The following is a 15,632-nucleotide window of genomic DNA, read 5'->3' on the forward strand; positions in this document are numbered from 1 at the left end:
TCCTACCGTCCCTTCCGATTCGGATCGAGGGCGTCGCGCAGCCCGTCTCCCAGCAGATTGAGCCCCACGATGAGCAGGATAAGCGCAGCTCCAGGTGCCCACAGCGTCCAGGGCGCAGCCACCACGAGGGTCTGCGCATCGTAGACCATTGACCCCAGCGACGCAGCCGGCGGCGGGGTCCCGAAGCCCAAGAAGCTCAACGAGGCTTCGGCCAGCACCGCCCAGGACAGGGTCAGGGTGACCTGGACGATGAGGATCCCGGTGATGTTCGGCAGGATGTGCCGGAGCATGATGCTTCCGGCGCGCATGCCGGTGGCCCGGGCCGCGCTGATGTAGTCCATCTCACGCAGTGTGAGCACCGGGCCACGTGCGGTGCGGACGAAGATCGGGGTGAAGCCCGCTGCGATGGCGACCGCCACGGTGAACCAGTTGCGGTCGAAGACCGAGGCGATGGTCAGCGCCAGCAGCAGCGAGGGAAAGGCGAAGAGCACATTGGTCACCGCACCGACGGCGGCGTCAGTGGAGCCCCGCAGGTAACCGGAGACCGTCCCCGCTACGGTTCCGAGGGTGCCGGAGATCAGCGTAGCCACGATGGCGACTAGCACGGAGTTTCCGATGCCGGAGGCAACCCGGGAGAACACGTCTCGGCCAAACTGGTCAGTCCCCATCCAGTGGGTGCCCGAGGGCGCCTGCAGACGGGATGCGGCGTCCTGCTCGGCTGGGCCATAGGGCAGCAGCCCTGCGGCGGCGACCAGCGAGATGACGGCGAATACCACCACGATGGCCAGTCCGATGAGCCCGCTCGGACTGGCCATCAGCGCGAAGAAGGTTCTGCGGCCGACTCGGCCGGTCGGCACCTGGGCCGCGGCGAGTTCTGTACTGAGTGTGTCAGCTGGTGTGGTCAATCGGCACGCACCCTCGGGTCGATCTTTCGGTAGAGCAGGTCAGTGAGCAGGTTGACGATGACGAACAGCAGCGCGATGACCAGCACAGTGCTCTGCACCACGGCGTACTCCTGCTGGTTCATGCCCAGCAGGACTTGGCGCCCCAGGCCGGGCAGCGAGAAGATCTGCTCCATCACTACCGCCCCGCCCAGCAGGAAACCGAACTGCATGCCGGTCATGGTGACCACCGGCACCAGGGCGTTGCGCAGGATGTGGCTCCAGCGGAGCCGGCGAGGGGGCACCCCCTTAGCCTTGGCAGTGCGGATGAAGTCGAGGCTGCGCACCTCGAGCACCGCGGTCCGCGTGGTGCGCATCACCGGGGCCGCCACGGCGAAGCCCAGCACCAGCGAGGGCATCATCATCTGCTGCAGGTTCAGCCACAGGTTCTCCCACGGGCTGGCGTACCCTAAGCCGTTGGGGTTGAATCCCCACACCTGCGCAGCTAAGCCCAACAGGAAGGTCGCCAGCAGGAAGTTCGGCACCCCGAGTCCGGCCAGGCCGATTCCCTGGCCCAGCCAGTCCCGGGCGGCATTGGGCCGCGAAGCCGAGAGCATCCCCAAGGGTATGCCGATCAGCAACGCCACCAGGATAGAGAGCACGGCAAGCTGCAGGGTCACCGGCAGGGACAGCAGGGTCATCTCCAGCACGCTCTGGTTGGTGCGCGAGGAGTAGCCGAGGTTGCCGGTGACCACATTGCCCAACCAGGTGAAGAACTGGACGATGAGCGGTTGGTCGAGCCCATAGTAGGCACGCAGGGTCTCCCGCTGCTCCTCGGTGAGCCCCGCCGCTTCGATTCCGTAGGCAGCGGTGATCTGGTCTCCAGGCAGTGCCCGGAGCATCACGAAGACGGTGATGGCGACGCCGAAGAGGGTCCCGAGAGCGCCCACCAGGCGACGCACCGTCGGTGAGCTGCGCAGCGAGTGCAGTACAGCCCCCTTTTTCTGCGGCATGCGGTGGTTCTTGGTCACGTGAGCCATCAGGTCCGTTGGTCAGTGGTCCACCAGCACAGCTTCACGCAGGCCCTGCATGGAGCTGTTGGCCATGGCGGTGTATCCGCTGACGCCCTCGGTCAGAGCGGTGTACTCGTAGCCGGCGAAAAGCCAGATCCAGACCGCCTGCTCCTCGAGGTAGTCGGAGATCTCCTCGTAGATCTCCGCACGGGCCTCTTCGTCGGTCTCCGCCAGGCCCTGCTCGAAGAGCTCGTCGAGGGCGTCAGAGCGATAGCCGGCGACCTCGTTGAAGTTGCCGTCGGAGCGGAAGTAGCGGCCGTAGGTGACATCCGGATCGGGGTTGCCGGCGTTGCGGGCCACCGCGAGCGTGAAATCAGCGTCCACCCAGCGGTCCACGTAGGAGCCGGACTCCAGAACTTCGAGGCTGAGATCGATGCCGACCTGAGCGAGCTGAGCCTGGATGGTCTCGCCTTCGGCCACCGCGGTGGAGTACCCGTCGGACATGACGATGGCGCTAAGCTCCAGGCCGTCCTCGTAGCCGGCCTCGGCGAGATACTCCTCGGCACGGTCGAGGTCGGGTTCCGGACAGGGCCGGGAGCCGGGGTCACTGAGATGGGCCGGGGATGTGAAGGGGCCCACGACTTCCCCGGCGCCCATGGCCGCGGAGTCCAGCACCTCCTGACGGTCGATGGTGCATGCCAGAGCACGTCGCACATTGACGTCGTCCAGCGGCTCCTCATCGGCGCGCAGCTGCAGTACGTGATAGGTCAGCTGCGGCGTTTCGAGGATCTCGACGCCGGCACCGATGGTGTCGGCGACCAACGGGTCATCGAAAGTGGCCATGTGCACGCTGCCGGCCTGCAGGGCGGAGACGATCGCCGACTCGTCGGGGATCACCCGGAATTCGACGGTGTCCAGCTGCGGACCCTCGCCCCAGTAGTCGGGATTGGCCTCCAGAGTCAGCGAATCGTTGGCGACCCGCTCGCTCAGGCTGAAGGGGCCTGTGCCGTTGGGTTCTGTCTCCAGCTCCTCGAGATCGGCATCAGCCGGGAGAATCGCGGCGTTGCCCAGTGCCACCTTGGAGAACAGTGCAGTGTCCGGGGTGCTCAGGTTCATCGTGACGGTGTGGTCATCGGTGGCCTCTATGGACTCGACGCTGGCCAGGTTGGTGGCGGCAGCCGCAGCGGTGTCGGGATCCTGGATGGCTTCGAAGGAGGCCACCACATCCTCGGCGGTGAGCTCGGTGCCGTCGAAGAAGGTGACGCCCTCGCGCAGGTGGAAAGTGGCGGTCAGGCCGTCGTCACTGATCTCCCAATCCTCGGCCAGGCCGGGCACCACCTCGAGATCGTGATCCAGCTCGGTGAGCGTGCCGTAGATATTGCGTAGCACATTGGTGGCCTGGAACTGGGTGGCGGTCCAGGGCAACAGGTTATCGACATCAGTGGTGAGGGCTACCACCAGATCCTGGTCTTCCGCGACGGCAGCCTCCGGGACCTCATCCCCAGACTCGGCTGGCTCGCTCGAACCGCCGCAGGAGGCCAGGGCCAGCGCTGCGACGGAAAAGACCGCGCAGGCTCTCAGAGCCGCTCCCCTCGGCGAGCGCAGTCGTGACCCTGGGCGAGGGGTATGGGGTGTGCTGGTCATGTCGATTCCTCCTGGTGCGGGCGGTGAATGGCGAGAGCACTTATGGTGATGTTAATTATTTACCTTCAATATTGCAAGTAGGTAAAAAATTTCTTACGTCGATGTTTCGCCGTCTGGGCGGGCACTTATCGTCTCCGACGGCCCAGCTTCGACCGCTAAGGTAGCCGTCATGGAAATAAATTCCGCACCTACGCCTCAGCCCCGCACCGACGTCACACTGGTGCTGCGCGGGATGATGGACAGCCTGAGGCCTGCTGAGCGGCGTATTGCCGAGAGCCTGCTCTCGGACCCAGAGAGCTTCTCCCGTTCCTCCATCAAGGAGGTTGCCTCCCGTGCCGGGACCTCCACCACCACAGTGGTGCGCTTCTACAAACGCATCGGGTTCACACGGTTCAAGGACCTCTTGCATGACGTGGCCGAGCAGGCGGCACGGGAACGGATGGCATCCAGCGAGTTCCCCGCACAGGCCAGCGACATCGACCGTCACGACAGTCTGGGTCAGGTAGTGGCGAAGGTGGCCCGCGATGAGACCCTCTCCATCAGTGACACTGCCAAGGTCCTCGATCTTGACGAACTCTCACAAGCGGTCCAGCTGCTGGCCCAGGCGGACCGCATCCACATCTTCGGCATCGGCAGCAGCGCGGTGATCGGTGAGGACCTCCAGCGCAAGATCAGCCGCATCGGGCGCACCGCCATCGACTGGACTGAGGCGCACACCGCATGGACCGCAGCAGCGGTGGCAGGGCCGCTGGCAACTGCGGTGGCGATCTCCCACTCAGGTCGCACCTCCGACACAGTGGAGTTCCTTCGGCTGGCCCGAGCCTCCGGGGCCGCAACCGTCGCCATCACCAATGCGCCGGATTCTCCGCTGGCAGCAGTGGCCGATGCCGTACTGCGCACCGCCGCCCGTGAGACGGAGTTCCGCTCCGGGGCACTAGGGAGCCGAATCGCCCAGCTCATGGTGATCGACTGCCTGTTCATCGGACTGGTGCAGACCGACTATGACGCCTCGGTCGACGCCCTGCGCGCCACCTACCAAGCAGTCCGGACCCGCGCCGCCCGCTCCTGAGTAAGCTTGATTCATGACGAATGCTGTTCACGTGGCCGCAGAGGTTCTCGCCCATGCCCCAGTGCTCGACGGACACAATGATCTTCCCTGGGCGCTGCGGGAGAACTGGAACTATGACATCGCCCAGGCACGGCTTGACACCGGGAATTCTGCACTGCACACAGATATTCCGGCCCTGCGCGCCGGCGGGGTTGGTGCCCAATTCTGGTCTGTATACGTCTCCTCCTCGCTGGAGAAATCTGCCGCCGTGGCAGCCACCCTGGAACAGATCGACTGTGTGCACCGGCTCATTGCGGCGTTCCCCGAGGACCTGCAGTTGGCGACCAGCGCAGCTGATGTCGATACGGCGTTGAGAACCGGGCGCATCGCCTCTCTGCTGGGCGCCGAGGGCGGGCACAGCATCGCCGAATCACTCGCAGTGCTGCGGATGCTGCGGCGCCTGGGGGTGACTTACATGACTCTGACCCATAATGACAACACTTCCTGGGCGGCCTCCGCGACCGGAGAGCCGACCGAAGGCGGACTGACCGACTTCGGGCGCGAGGTGGTCACAGAGATGAATCGTATAGGCATGCTCGTGGACCTCTCCCACGTTCATGAGCAAACCATGCAGGATGCTCTGGACACCTCCACAGTGCCAGTGATCTTCTCCCACTCATCCTGCCGCGGCGTGCACGAGCACCCGCGCAATGTACCCGATACGGTTCTTGAGCGCCTGTCGGCCAACGGAGGGATACAGATGCTCACGTTTGTGCCGAGGTTCCTCAGCTCCGAGCCTCAGACGGCGGGGATCGACGACGTCGTGGCCCATATCGAACATGCTCGTGAGGTGGCCGGAGTGAACCATATCGGTCTGGGCGGGGACTTCGACGGCATCCCTGAAGGGCCGGCCGGACTCCGACGAGTCAGTGACTACCCCGCGATGCTCACCGCCCTGGCCGAACGGAACTGGTCGGCAGCGGATCTTGCCAAGCTGACCTCGCAGAACGCGGTTCGTGTGCTGCACGACGCCGGGGTGTGAGGCCTGTCTGATCGGCTGAGGCGCCGACGGCTGGGATGCAGTATCGGCAGTCAAAGGGCAGATGGGGTCCGGTCACTACGCATGCCAGTTTAGGTGCGAACGGTGAGCAGGCGTGCAGGGTTTTCCCGGGTCATCACCTCGACCTGCTCATCGGTGACACCGCGCTGACGAAGCATGGGAAGTACACCGTCAGCAAAGTAGGAGTATCCGAACCTACCGTGGGTGTCAACGTTCAGATAGGTCTCCCGCCCGGTCATGTCCAAAGAGATCACCAACTGCCTGGCCCAGCCTCGTCGGACAAGCTCAGCAAGGGCGTCGGCGCGATCATCGTCCCGCCGTGTATAGAGACGTTTAAGTTCGTTCCCAGGCTCATAGTTCTCCTCCTCGCGAAGCACGTAGTCGAAGTTCTGCTTGCCGAAGGTGTCGAAGGCAAGCGTGACTCCAGATCGTAAGAGCGGTTCGAGACCGTCGGCGTCGGGACGTAAATCGACATGTCCCAGGATGACCTGCTCGAGATCGGCCCCAGCCTCAGCCAAGATGTCCACCTGTTCAGCAACCATCGTGCCGAGCGAGCAGTGGGTATAGATCGGAAGCCCAGTGATCCGGTGAGCTTCCGCAACAGCCTTCAGCTGGCGCTCCTCACCGTCGGTGATCAGATCGAGGCTCGTGCCGATCTCACCGTATATCCCGGCCGGTACGTTCGTGCCAGGTATGGCTTCAGCAGCGCTCACGAACGTCTCGACGAGTTGATCGAGGGACCATGTACGCACTTCCTCGGGCCACCGCCGTTCGGTGTAGTATCCGAAACCGGCGATCACGTGCAGTCCGGTCGCTTCGGCAATCCGCGCTACCACGTCCCAGGCCGAGGCAGGCATGTAATGTCCGGAGAGACTGACCAGGCCGCACACGCCCTGACTGCGCAATGTGGATGTCGCACGAACACCAAGATCGAAAGTGTCGTCGCCTTCGCCGCCGCTGAGATACGCACCCGGCAGCAAAGAGCTGAGATGCTCGTGCATGAGGACTCGGCCGAGGTCGCCAGTCAACACAGGACCGGAAACAGTAGAGACGGTGGAGAGGTTCATCGATTTCCTTTCATCAAGCTACCTCAACTTACCGCCTCGCATAGATTCATCTACCCAGCAATGACGAACCATATAGGGCGCCCCACCACGCACTGAGCAGTAGAGGATTTCCTCCGGATGCTGAACCACTCCCGAGAAGCGCTGAGCAAGGCTCTGCGGCCCTACTCGGACTCAGCCGGGTCTGCGCCGTCGTCGGGTTTTTCCCGGCGTCGGCGCAGATGGATAGGAAGCTCCACCTCGATGGTGGAGGTGTCCAGATAACCCTCGGGATCGATGTCGTAGCCTCTGCGGTCCAGCCAGGCGGTAAACAGCCGGAACAGCCGTTCACAGACCCAGCCCAGCACTATGGCCACCGCGATGCCCACAGCCATGGCGATGAGCATGTTCCCGAAGATCGCCTCCCCGATCATGCCCAGGCCGACCAGCCATGAGGCCCACAGCAGGGATGCCGCGGCGTCGATCAGCAGGAACCGGCGCAGGGAGAACTGGGTGGACCCGGCCACGAAGTTGATCGCCACCCGGGCACCGGGGATGAACCGGCCCACGAAGATCACCAGAACCCCGCGCTTGTCGAGCTCGTGCCGGGCCCAGAGCAGCGAGCTCTGCATGGTCGGTCTGCGCATCCATCGGAAACGGTGGGTGCCGATCCAGCGCCCGAGGTTCCAGGCGATGAAATCCCCGGCCAGCGCACCACCGGCGGCTACCAGGATCACCCACGGCCAGTTCGGGGTCCCCGGTGAGTCCTGGACGGAGCCCAGCCCGACGATCAGCGCATCAGAGGGCAGCACCGGGAAGAAGCCATCACCCATGCTGAAGCCGAAGAGCCCAATCAGCGTCCACCAGCCCGAGGCAGCTGTGAGGATCAGCTCGCCGAGCTGATCGAAAAACTCACCGATTCCCATTGCTGTGCGGTCAGAGGTCCTCGGCGGCGACCCGGGCCTTGATCAATCCGGCGTTTTCCACCACGGCGCCGTCGATGACCTCCACTGCTCCGGACAAAGCCTCCTGCGCCCGAGGCAGGCGTGACTGGTCATCGGTGCACAGGGTGATCAGCGGCTGACCGGCGGTCACCGTGTCACCGGGCTTGGCATGCAGCCGAACCCCGGCCGCGGCCTGGACCGGGTCCTCCTTGCGGGCCCGCCCGGCCCCCAGGCGCCACGCGGCAATGCCCACACCGTAGGCGTCCAACCGGGCGAGGGTACCGGAGTCTTCTGCGGTGATGGTGTGCTCATGCTGAGGCTTCGGCAAAGGCGCGTCTGGGTCTCCGCCCTGGGCGGCGATCATGGCCCGCCAGGTGTCCATCGCCTTGCCGTTGCGCAGGTTCTCGACCGGGTCCACATCGGTGATGCCCACCCCGGCCAGCATCTCGCGGGCCAGCTCGACAGTGAGTTCGACGACGTCGGCCGGGCCGCCCCCGGCCAGCACCTCCATCGATTCCTCGACCTCCACGGCATTGCCGGAGGTCAGTCCCAGCGGAGTGTTCATCTCGGTGAGCAGCGCAGTGGTCCTCACCCCGGCGTCGGTGCCCAGGGCGACCATGGTCCGGGCGAGTTCGGCGGCGTCGTCGTCGGTCCTCATGAACGCACCGGTGCCGACCTTGACATCAAGGACCAGGGCGTCAGTGCCCTCCGCGATCTTCTTGGACATGATGGAGCTGGCGATCAGCGGGATGGACTCCACGGTCCCGGTGACATCTCGCAGGGCGTAGAGCTTCTTATCCGCCGGGGCCAGTCCGGAGCCGGCGGCACAGATCACCGCACCGACGGTGTCCAGCTGGTGCAGGATCTCCTGGTTGCTCAGTGCGGCGCGCCAGCCGGGGATGGACTCCAGCTTGTCCAGGGTGCCGCCGGTGTGGCCCAGCCCGCGGCCGGAGAGCTGCGGGACCGGCACGCAAAAGGAGGCCACCAGGGGCGCCAGCGGGAGGGTGATCTTGTCCCCCACTCCCCCGGTGGAGTGCTTATCAGCAGTCAGGCGGCGGCGGCCGTCGCTGCGGGTGAGTGCGCTGAAGTCCATGCGTTCGCCGCTGTTGATCATCGCGGTGGTCCACTGAGCGGTCTCGGCGCGGCTCATGCCGCGCAGCAGGATCGCCATGGCCAGTGCGCTCATCTGCTCATCAGCGACTGTGCCCTCCGTGTAGGCGCCGATGAGCCAGCTGATCTGCGCTGACGATAACGTGCCGCCGTCGCGCTTGGTGCGGATCAGGTCGACGACGTCGTATGACTGGGTCAAGAGGACACCTCTTCTAGATCTTGGGGGCCGAAGGCCTGGGGCAGGATTCCTGCCATGTCTGTGACCCCTTCCGGGGTGAGGATCTGGAAGTCGGCGGAGGCGAACTCGTTGAGCAGCTGCCGGCAGCGTCCGCAGGGCATGATGGTCTCACCTGCGGCGTTGACACAGGTGAAGGCCGCGATCTCTCCCCCGCCTGCCAGCTGCAGCTGCCCGACCAGAGTGTTCTCCGCGCACTGGCCCAGCCCGTAAGAAGCGTTCTCCACATTGCACCCGGTGATCAGCAGCCCCTGAGCAGTCAGTGCCGCAGCGCCCACCGGGAAGCGGGAGTAGGGTGCATAGGCGTGCCGCATCGCCTGGCGGGCAGCCTCAGTGAGCATCCCGAAGTCAACATCTGACATGGGTTCATCCTAATGCGCGGCGGGAGACCAAAGCGCGCAGTGGACAGAGACTGCTCACTGCTCCGCAATGCAGACCTGGGCTACCTCTGTCATGACTTTGACGCCCACGGTGATCGCGCGCTCATCAGGAATGTAGTCCCCGCGGTGCAGGTCGTACTGTTCCCCGCCCGGGGTCTTGGTGCCTAGGCGGAACATGGAGCCTGGAGCCTCCTGGGTCATCCACCCGAAGTCCTCCCCGCCCATGGACTGCTCCGCCAGGGTCAGCGAGGAGGGCCCCAGCGCACGCTTGACGGCGATGTCCAGGCGGCGGGTGGCATCCTCATCGTTGACCACCGGAGGCACGCCCCGGACATGGTCCAGGCTGACATCGACCCCGTAGGCGGAGGCTGCCTGCTGGACGATGGGCGCCAGCACGCCCCCGGCGTCCTTCCAGGCATCGGCGTCCAGGATGCGCATGGTCCCGTGAAGGGTGCCCTCTGAGGGGATCGCATTCGCCGCGTTGCCTGCGCTGATATGCCCCCAGACCAGAGAGACCCCGCTGCGCACATCGATCCGCCGGGCCAGGATCGCGGGCACGCTGGTGACGATGTGCCCCAGTGCGCCGATGACATCCTCGGTCAGGTGCGGGCGTGAGGTGTGCCCGCCGCGGCCGGCGACCTCCACCCGGACCAGGTCGGAGGCAGAGGTGATCGCCCCGATCCTGGTGCCCACTGCACCGACGGTGAGTTTGGGGTCGCAGTGCAGGGCGAAGATTCTGGGCACATCGCGCAGCACGCCCTGTCTGACCATCTCTTGGGCACCACCGGGAAACTGCTCCTCGGCCGGCTGGAAGATGATTCTGATCCGGGCGCTGAGCCCGCTCCCCTGGTCGTTGCCCCGTTGGGTGTTCAGGTGCTGGAGGGTCCATGCCAGCCCGAGCATCACGGTGGTGTGGATGTCGTGGCCGCAGGAGTGCGCCACCCCCATGTTCTCCGAGGCGTACTCCAGCCCGGTGGTCTCCACAATCGGCAGTGCGTCGATGTCTCCGCGGAAGGCCGCCGCGATAGGCGCCCCAGAGGGACCCACGTCCACGTAGCAGCCGGTGGTCTCCGGCAGCAGCACCGGCTCCAGCCCGGCCCTGCGCAGCTGTGCGGCGATCTGCTCGGTGGTGCGCACCTCCTGCCAGGACAACTCCGGGTGGGCGTGGAGATCACGGCGGAAATCGATCAGATCGTCCTCAAGCTCAGCGACGATCTCCGCTGCGGTCGCCGTCGGTGAGGTGGCCCGGGAGACCTCGGCATCGATCCGCACCGTGGTGTCAGCACCGCCATACTCAGAGGACATCGGAATCTCCCTTCTCCTTCAAGGCCTCCACCGCTTTCTTCACGCTCTGGGCGTGATCAGTGGTGGTCACCAAGAGTGCATCCTCCGTGTCTACCACAACGATGTTCTCCACGCCGATCAGGGCCACCACCCGCTGCGAATCTGAGACGACGACGCCGGAGGAGTCCTCGGAATACACCCTTGCCCTCTTGCCCAGCACCGTCATGCTCTCTTGCTGCGCGGCAGGGTTCAGCCGCGCCAGGGCGGCGAAGTCCCCCACATCGTCCCAGGTGAAGCGCCCGGGGATGACGGCGACATCGCCGGCGTCGGCCGCCGGTTCGGCGACCGCGTAGTCGATGGCGGTCTTGGGCAGGGTGGGCCACACCCGGTGCAGGGTGGCGTCCTCGCCATCGGTGCCCCAGGCGGCGGCGATCTCGGTGAGGCCGGCGTGCAGATCCGGCTCGGCCGCGGCCAGGTGGTCCAGCATCAGGGATACCGGGGCCACGAACATTCCGGCGTTCCACAGGTAGTTCCCGGAGTCGACGTATTCCTGGGCGGCCGCCTCGCCGGGCTTCTCCACGAATTCGACCACGTGGAGAGCATCTGGCGCGTCCGGGACCGTGTACCCAGCTCCGGTGCGGATGTAGCCGAAGCCGGTGGAGGGATGAGTCGGCTTGATCCCGATGGTCACGATCTTGTTCTCAGCGGCGGTGGCCACCGCCTGGCGCACGGCATCCTGGAAGACCGAGTCGGGGGCGATGACGTGGTCTGCGGCGAAGGAGCCCATGATGGTGCCCTCGGCTCCGGTGCGGCTGGCGGCCTGGTCCCGGGCGTGCAGGATGGCGGCCGCCAGGCCGATGGCAGCCGCGGAGTCCTTGGGCTCAGGCTCAAGCACCAGATCACCCTGGTCCAGCTCCGGAATCTGTCCGGTGACCGCTCCCCGGTGCGCCTCACCGGTGACAACCATCACATTTTTCTGAGCCAGGGGCAGCAGCCGTTCATAGGTCGAACGGATGAGCGTGCTGCCTGAACCGGTCAGGTCGTGGAGGAATTTTGGTGCATCGGCGCGGGACAGGGGCCATAGCCTGGTGCCGACGCCGCCGGCGGGAATCACCGCATGGAACCGGCCCAGGGCGCTGGCCAGGGAGCCCCTGCGCGGGGTGTCAGAGCTGGAAGTCACCCACCAAGAGTAGCCGCTGCCGAAAAGACGCCCACAGGATGGTGTGAGATAGACCGCGCCGCATGTGATCAACGAACTTCTACACCTTGTAGAAAACAAAGCGGTGCCAGTAAAGATTAGGATGGTCCCCAGTGCCATGCGACGACGCAGGAAAGGTAACTGACGTGACACAGACGAAAAGCACCCCTGGGGGCCGGGGGACGCTCTACAGGGGCCGCGAAGGTATGTGGTCCTGGGTCGGGCACCGGATCACCGGTGTCGGCATCTTCTTCTTCCTCCTCGTTCATGTGCTGGACACCTCGCTGGTGAGGGTCTCCCCGGAGGCGTACAACGCAGTCATCGGCGCGTATAAGCACCCGATCATGATTCTGGGCGAGATCGGCCTGGTGGGCGCGATCGTCTTCCACGCCTTCAACGGCCTTCGGATCATTCTGGTCGACTTCTGGAAGCAGGGCACCCGCTACCACCGCCAGATGCTGTGGGCGGTGCTCGTGCTGTGGTTCGTGACCATGGTGGCATTCTCCGTGCGCCACCTGATGATCTTCTTCGAAGGCTGGGAGGGTTTCTGAGATGACCGCCACCAACTCTGAGGCAACACTGCCCGCACAGGGCATCGAAGCCCCCCGATCCGGGCGCATCGACCCCAAGTACCTGCGCTCCAACCCGTCAAAAGGCTCCTTCGAGATGGTCGCCTGGGTCTTCATGCGCGTCTCCGGGGCCGCGCTGGTGGTGCTGATCTTTGTGCACCTGTGGACCAACCTGATGGTCGGCGACGGCATCCACCAGATCGACTTCGCCTTCGTGGCCGGCAAATGGGCCAACCCCGTGTGGCAGTTCTGGGACCTGACCATGCTGTGGCTGGCCATGCTGCACGGCACCAACGGCATGCGCACCATCATCAACGACTACGCGGAGAAGGACTCCACCAGGCTGTGGCTGAAGTCCATCCTCTACTTGGCGTCAACGGTCATCATCATCCTGGGCACCCTGGTGATCTTCACCTTCGAGCCCTGCCTGGTCGATGAGTCCGGAACACTGCTGGAGTATGCGCCGTCGTTCTGCCAGAACGTCGTGAACTGATCGCGACGGCGCCTGAGCACCCAAGCACCTGAACGCACCTAGGAAAAGAGAGCCGAAGAAGAACATGCAGGTTCATAAGTACGACGTTGTGATCGTCGGCGCCGGTGGCGCGGGAATGCGCGCCGCCATCGAATCCGGCCAACGCGCCCACACCGCGGTGCTGACCAAGCTCTATCCCACCCGTTCGCACACCGGGGCCGCGCAGGGCGGCATGTGCGCGGCCCTGGCCAATGTCGAAGAGGACAACTGGGAGTGGCACACCTTCGACACCGTCAAAGGCGGCGACTACCTGGTGGACCAGGACGCCGCCGAGGTGATGGCCAAGGAGGCCATCGACGCGGTGCTGGACCTGGAGAAGATGGGGCTTCCCTTCAACCGGACGCCTGAGGGCAAGATCGACCAGCGCCGGTTCGGCGGGCACACCCGCGACCACGGCAAGGCCGCGGTGCGCCGAGCCTGCTACGCCGCGGACCGCACCGGCCATATGATCCTGCAGACCCTCTACCAGAACTGTGTGAAGCACAACGTCGAGTTTTACAACGAGTACTACGTGCTGGACCTGATCACGGTGGAAGAGGACGCCACACGTGAGGACGGAAGCACCTACAAGCAGAAGCGGGTCGCCGGGGTGGTCTCCTATGACCTGGCCTCCGGTGAGTTGCACGTCTTCCAGGCCAAATCGGTGGTCTTCGCCTCCGGCGGCCTGGGCAAGATCTTCAAAACCACCTCCAACGCTCACACGCTGACCGGTGACGGTATGGCCATCGCCTACCGGGCCGGCATTCCGCTGGAGGATATGGAGTTCGTGCAGTTCCACCCCACCGGTCTGGCAGGACTCGGCGTCCTGCTCTCCGAGGCGGCACGCGGCGAGGGCGGCATCCTGCGCAACAGCGAGGGCGAGCGCTTCATGGAGCGCTACGCCCCCACCATCAAGGATCTCGCCCCACGTGACATCGTGGCCCGGTCCATGGCCCTGGAGGTCCGTGAGGGCCGCGGCTGCGGGCCCAATAAGGACTATGTGCTGCTGGACCTGACCCACCTGGAGCCTGAGCACATCGACGCCAAGCTTCCGGACATCACCGAGTTCGCCCGCACCTACCTGGCGGTGGAGCCGCACACCGAGCCGGTGCCGGTCTTCCCCACCTGCCACTACGCCATGGGCGGGATCCCCACCAACATCAAGGCGGAGGTGCTCCAGGACAACGACACGGTCGTCCCCGGCCTCTACGCCGCCGGCGAGGTGGCCTGCGTCTCGGTGCACGGCTCCAACCGTCTGGGCACCAACTCTCTGCTGGACATCAACGTCTTCGGCAAGCGCGCCGGCGCCTATGCCGCCGAATATGCCAATAGTGCCGATTTCGTCGAGCTTCCCGAGACTCCGGAGACCTTCGTGACCGAGCAGCTGTCCTCACTGCGCGATGCCACCGGCTCCGAGCGTGTTGGACAGATCCGCGCTGAGCTGCAGGACACCATGGACCTCAACATGCAGGTCTTCCGCTCCGAGGACACCATTAAGGAGACCCTGGAGAAGATCGCAGAGCTCAAAGAGCGGTACACCCAGATCACCGTCCAGGACAAGGGCAAGCGGTTCAACCTGGATCTGCTGGAGGCCCTGGAGCTGGGCTTCCTGCTGGACATGGCCGAGGTCATGACGGTCTCCGCACTGCACCGCCAGGAGTCCCGCGGCGGCCACTACCGCGAGGACTACCCGGACCGCGATGACGAGAACTTCATGCTGCACTCGATGCTGTACAAGGATCCCGACGCTGAGACCGAAGGTGTCTCAGGCATCCGCTTCGACACCAAGCCTGTCACCTTCACCCGCTACGAGCCGATGGAGCGTAAGTACTGATGAGCACCCCCACCCTTGAGCAAGAGCCTGCCTCCAAGATTGACCTGTCTGAGACCGGCGACGGCGGCGGTTCCATCCAGGAGTTCACCATCACCCTGAAGGTCCGCCGCTACGACCCCGAGCGCGCTGAGGACGCCTGGTGGGACGAATGGCAGCTGACCATGTTCGGCACCGACCGCGTGCTGGATGCCCTGCACAAGGTCAAGTGGGAGCTCGACGGCACCCTGACGTTCCGCCGCTCCTGCGCCCACGGCATCTGCGGCTCGGACGCGATGCGGATCAACGGCCGCAACCGGCTGGCCTGCAAGACCCTGCTGAAGGACCTGGACACCTCCAAGCCGATCCTGGTGGAAGCCATCAAGGGTCTGCCGGTGGAGAAGGACCTGATCGTGGACATGGAGCCGTTCTTCCAGTCCTACCGGGAGATCATGCCCTTCCTCATCGCCAACACCCCCGCGCCCACGGCGGAGCGGCTGCAGTCCCCGGAGGACCGGGCCCGGTTCGACGACACCACCAAGTGCATCCTGTGCGCCGCCTGCACCAGCTCTTGCCCGGTGTTCTGGACCGACGGCCAGTACTTCGGCCCGGCGGCCATCGTCAACGCCCACCGGTTCATCTTCGACTCCCGCGATGACGCCGGCGATCTGCGCCTGGAGGTCCTCAACGACAAGGAGGGAGTGTGGCGCTGCCGCACCACCTTCAACTGCACCGAGGCCTGCCCTCGCGGCATTGAGGTCACCAAGGCTATTCAAGAGGTCAAGACCGCGATTCTGACCCGGAGCCTCTGACCCCTCGAAAGACACATTCACCACTTGTCGTAGGGTTTTCGGTTTGTCGTAGGGCGATAGCCTAACGCAGAGTCGATAACCCTACGACAA

Annotated in this window: 15 protein-coding genes; 6 read left to right on the plus strand and 9 right to left on the minus strand. The window is 64.9% G+C overall.

The genetic code is table 11. The features are described from left to right. Positions 1-2: 2 nt before the first annotated feature. The 3 genes from DVO78_RS01980 to DVO78_RS01990 are packed head-to-tail and all read right to left on the minus strand — an operon-like array spanning position 3 to position 3,538. Positions 3-905, minus strand: a complete 903-nt coding sequence (locus DVO78_RS01980; RefSeq protein WP_238385083.1) for an ABC transporter permease — start codon at positions 903-905, stop codon at positions 3-5. Further along, positions 902-1,894 carry an ABC transporter permease gene (locus DVO78_RS01985; protein WP_120003178.1) on the minus strand — a complete coding sequence of 331 codons (993 nt, stop codon included), beginning with the start codon at positions 1,892-1,894 and terminating at the stop codon, positions 902-904. The genes DVO78_RS01980 and DVO78_RS01985 overlap by 4 nt, the downstream gene beginning before the upstream one ends. 39 nt (positions 1,895-1,933) lie before the next feature. Next, a complete protein-coding gene (locus DVO78_RS01990) occupies positions 1,934-3,538 on the minus strand; it encodes an ABC transporter substrate-binding protein (protein WP_120003106.1) in 1,605 nt (534 codons plus the stop codon). Positions 3,539-3,707: 169 nt separating this feature from the next. Between DVO78_RS01990 and DVO78_RS01995 the strand changes: the two genes are divergently transcribed. Together DVO78_RS01995 and DVO78_RS02000 are read left to right on the plus strand one after the other, a co-directional pair. Next, positions 3,708-4,607 (plus strand): MurR/RpiR family transcriptional regulator, encoded by a 900-nt coding sequence (locus tag DVO78_RS01995; protein ID WP_202912053.1) that lies wholly within the window; start codon positions 3,708-3,710, stop codon positions 4,605-4,607. Between the two features lie 13 nt (positions 4,608-4,620). Further along, positions 4,621-5,628, plus strand: a complete 1,008-nt coding sequence (locus DVO78_RS02000; RefSeq protein ID WP_120003107.1) for a dipeptidase — start codon at positions 4,621-4,623, stop codon at positions 5,626-5,628. Positions 5,629-5,717: 89 nt separating this feature from the next. On the opposite strand, the gene DVO78_RS02005 is transcribed toward DVO78_RS02000, so the two are convergent. The 6 genes from DVO78_RS02005 to DVO78_RS02030 form a co-directional block, all read right to left on the minus strand. Next, the gene (locus tag DVO78_RS02005) at positions 5,718-6,713 is read right to left on the minus strand and encodes a phosphotriesterase family protein (RefSeq protein WP_120003108.1); all 996 of its coding nucleotides are present in this window, start codon (positions 6,711-6,713) and stop codon (positions 5,718-5,720) included. 161 nt (positions 6,714-6,874) lie between these two features. Continuing rightward, positions 6,875-7,615: a DedA family protein gene (locus DVO78_RS02010; RefSeq protein ID WP_120003109.1), complete on the minus strand. Its 741-nt coding sequence runs from the start codon at positions 7,613-7,615 to the stop codon at positions 6,875-6,877. 10 nt (positions 7,616-7,625) lie between these two features. Next, complete coding sequence (locus tag DVO78_RS02015) at positions 7,626-8,942, minus strand: thymidine phosphorylase (protein ID WP_120003110.1); 1,317 nt, start codon at positions 8,940-8,942, stop codon at positions 7,626-7,628. After that, entirely contained in the window at positions 8,939-9,340 is a 402-nt protein-coding gene (locus DVO78_RS02020; RefSeq protein WP_120003111.1) for a cytidine deaminase, read from the minus strand. The genes DVO78_RS02015 and DVO78_RS02020 overlap by 4 nt, the downstream gene beginning before the upstream one ends. A gap of 54 nt (positions 9,341-9,394) precedes the next feature. After that, the gene (locus DVO78_RS02025) at positions 9,395-10,663 is read right to left on the minus strand and encodes an amidohydrolase (protein ID WP_120003112.1); all 1,269 of its coding nucleotides are present in this window, start codon (positions 10,661-10,663) and stop codon (positions 9,395-9,397) included. After that, positions 10,653-11,822 (minus strand): mannose-1-phosphate guanylyltransferase, encoded by a 1,170-nt coding sequence (locus tag DVO78_RS02030; RefSeq protein WP_238385084.1) that lies wholly within the window; start codon positions 11,820-11,822, stop codon positions 10,653-10,655. Before DVO78_RS02030 ends, DVO78_RS02025 begins: the two co-directional genes overlap by 11 nt. 164 nt (positions 11,823-11,986) lie before the next feature. Here DVO78_RS02030 and sdhC point away from each other — a divergent pair, with 164 nt between their 5' ends. From sdhC to DVO78_RS02050, 4 genes are all read left to right on the plus strand, one after another. Next, a complete protein-coding gene (gene sdhC, locus DVO78_RS02035; RefSeq protein ID WP_274380725.1) occupies positions 11,987-12,391 on the plus strand; it encodes a succinate dehydrogenase, cytochrome b556 subunit in 405 nt (134 codons plus the stop codon). Between the two features lies 1 nt (position 12,392). Next, entirely contained in the window at positions 12,393-12,902 is a 510-nt protein-coding gene (locus DVO78_RS02040; protein ID WP_120003115.1) for a succinate dehydrogenase hydrophobic membrane anchor subunit, read from the plus strand. 64 nt (positions 12,903-12,966) lie between these two features. Next, a complete protein-coding gene (gene sdhA / locus DVO78_RS02045) occupies positions 12,967-14,754 on the plus strand; it encodes a succinate dehydrogenase flavoprotein subunit (protein ID WP_120003116.1) in 1,788 nt (595 codons plus the stop codon). Next, positions 14,754-15,542, plus strand: coding sequence for a succinate dehydrogenase iron-sulfur subunit (locus tag DVO78_RS02050; protein ID WP_120003117.1), 789 nt, complete (start codon positions 14,754-14,756; stop codon positions 15,540-15,542). The genes sdhA and DVO78_RS02050 overlap by 1 nt, the downstream gene beginning before the upstream one ends. The last annotated feature ends 90 nt before the right edge of the window (positions 15,543-15,632 follow it).

The sequence above is a fragment of the Nesterenkonia muleiensis genome, assembly GCF_003600155.1.
GTDB lineage: Bacteria > Actinomycetota > Actinomycetes > Actinomycetales > Micrococcaceae > Nesterenkonia > Nesterenkonia muleiensis.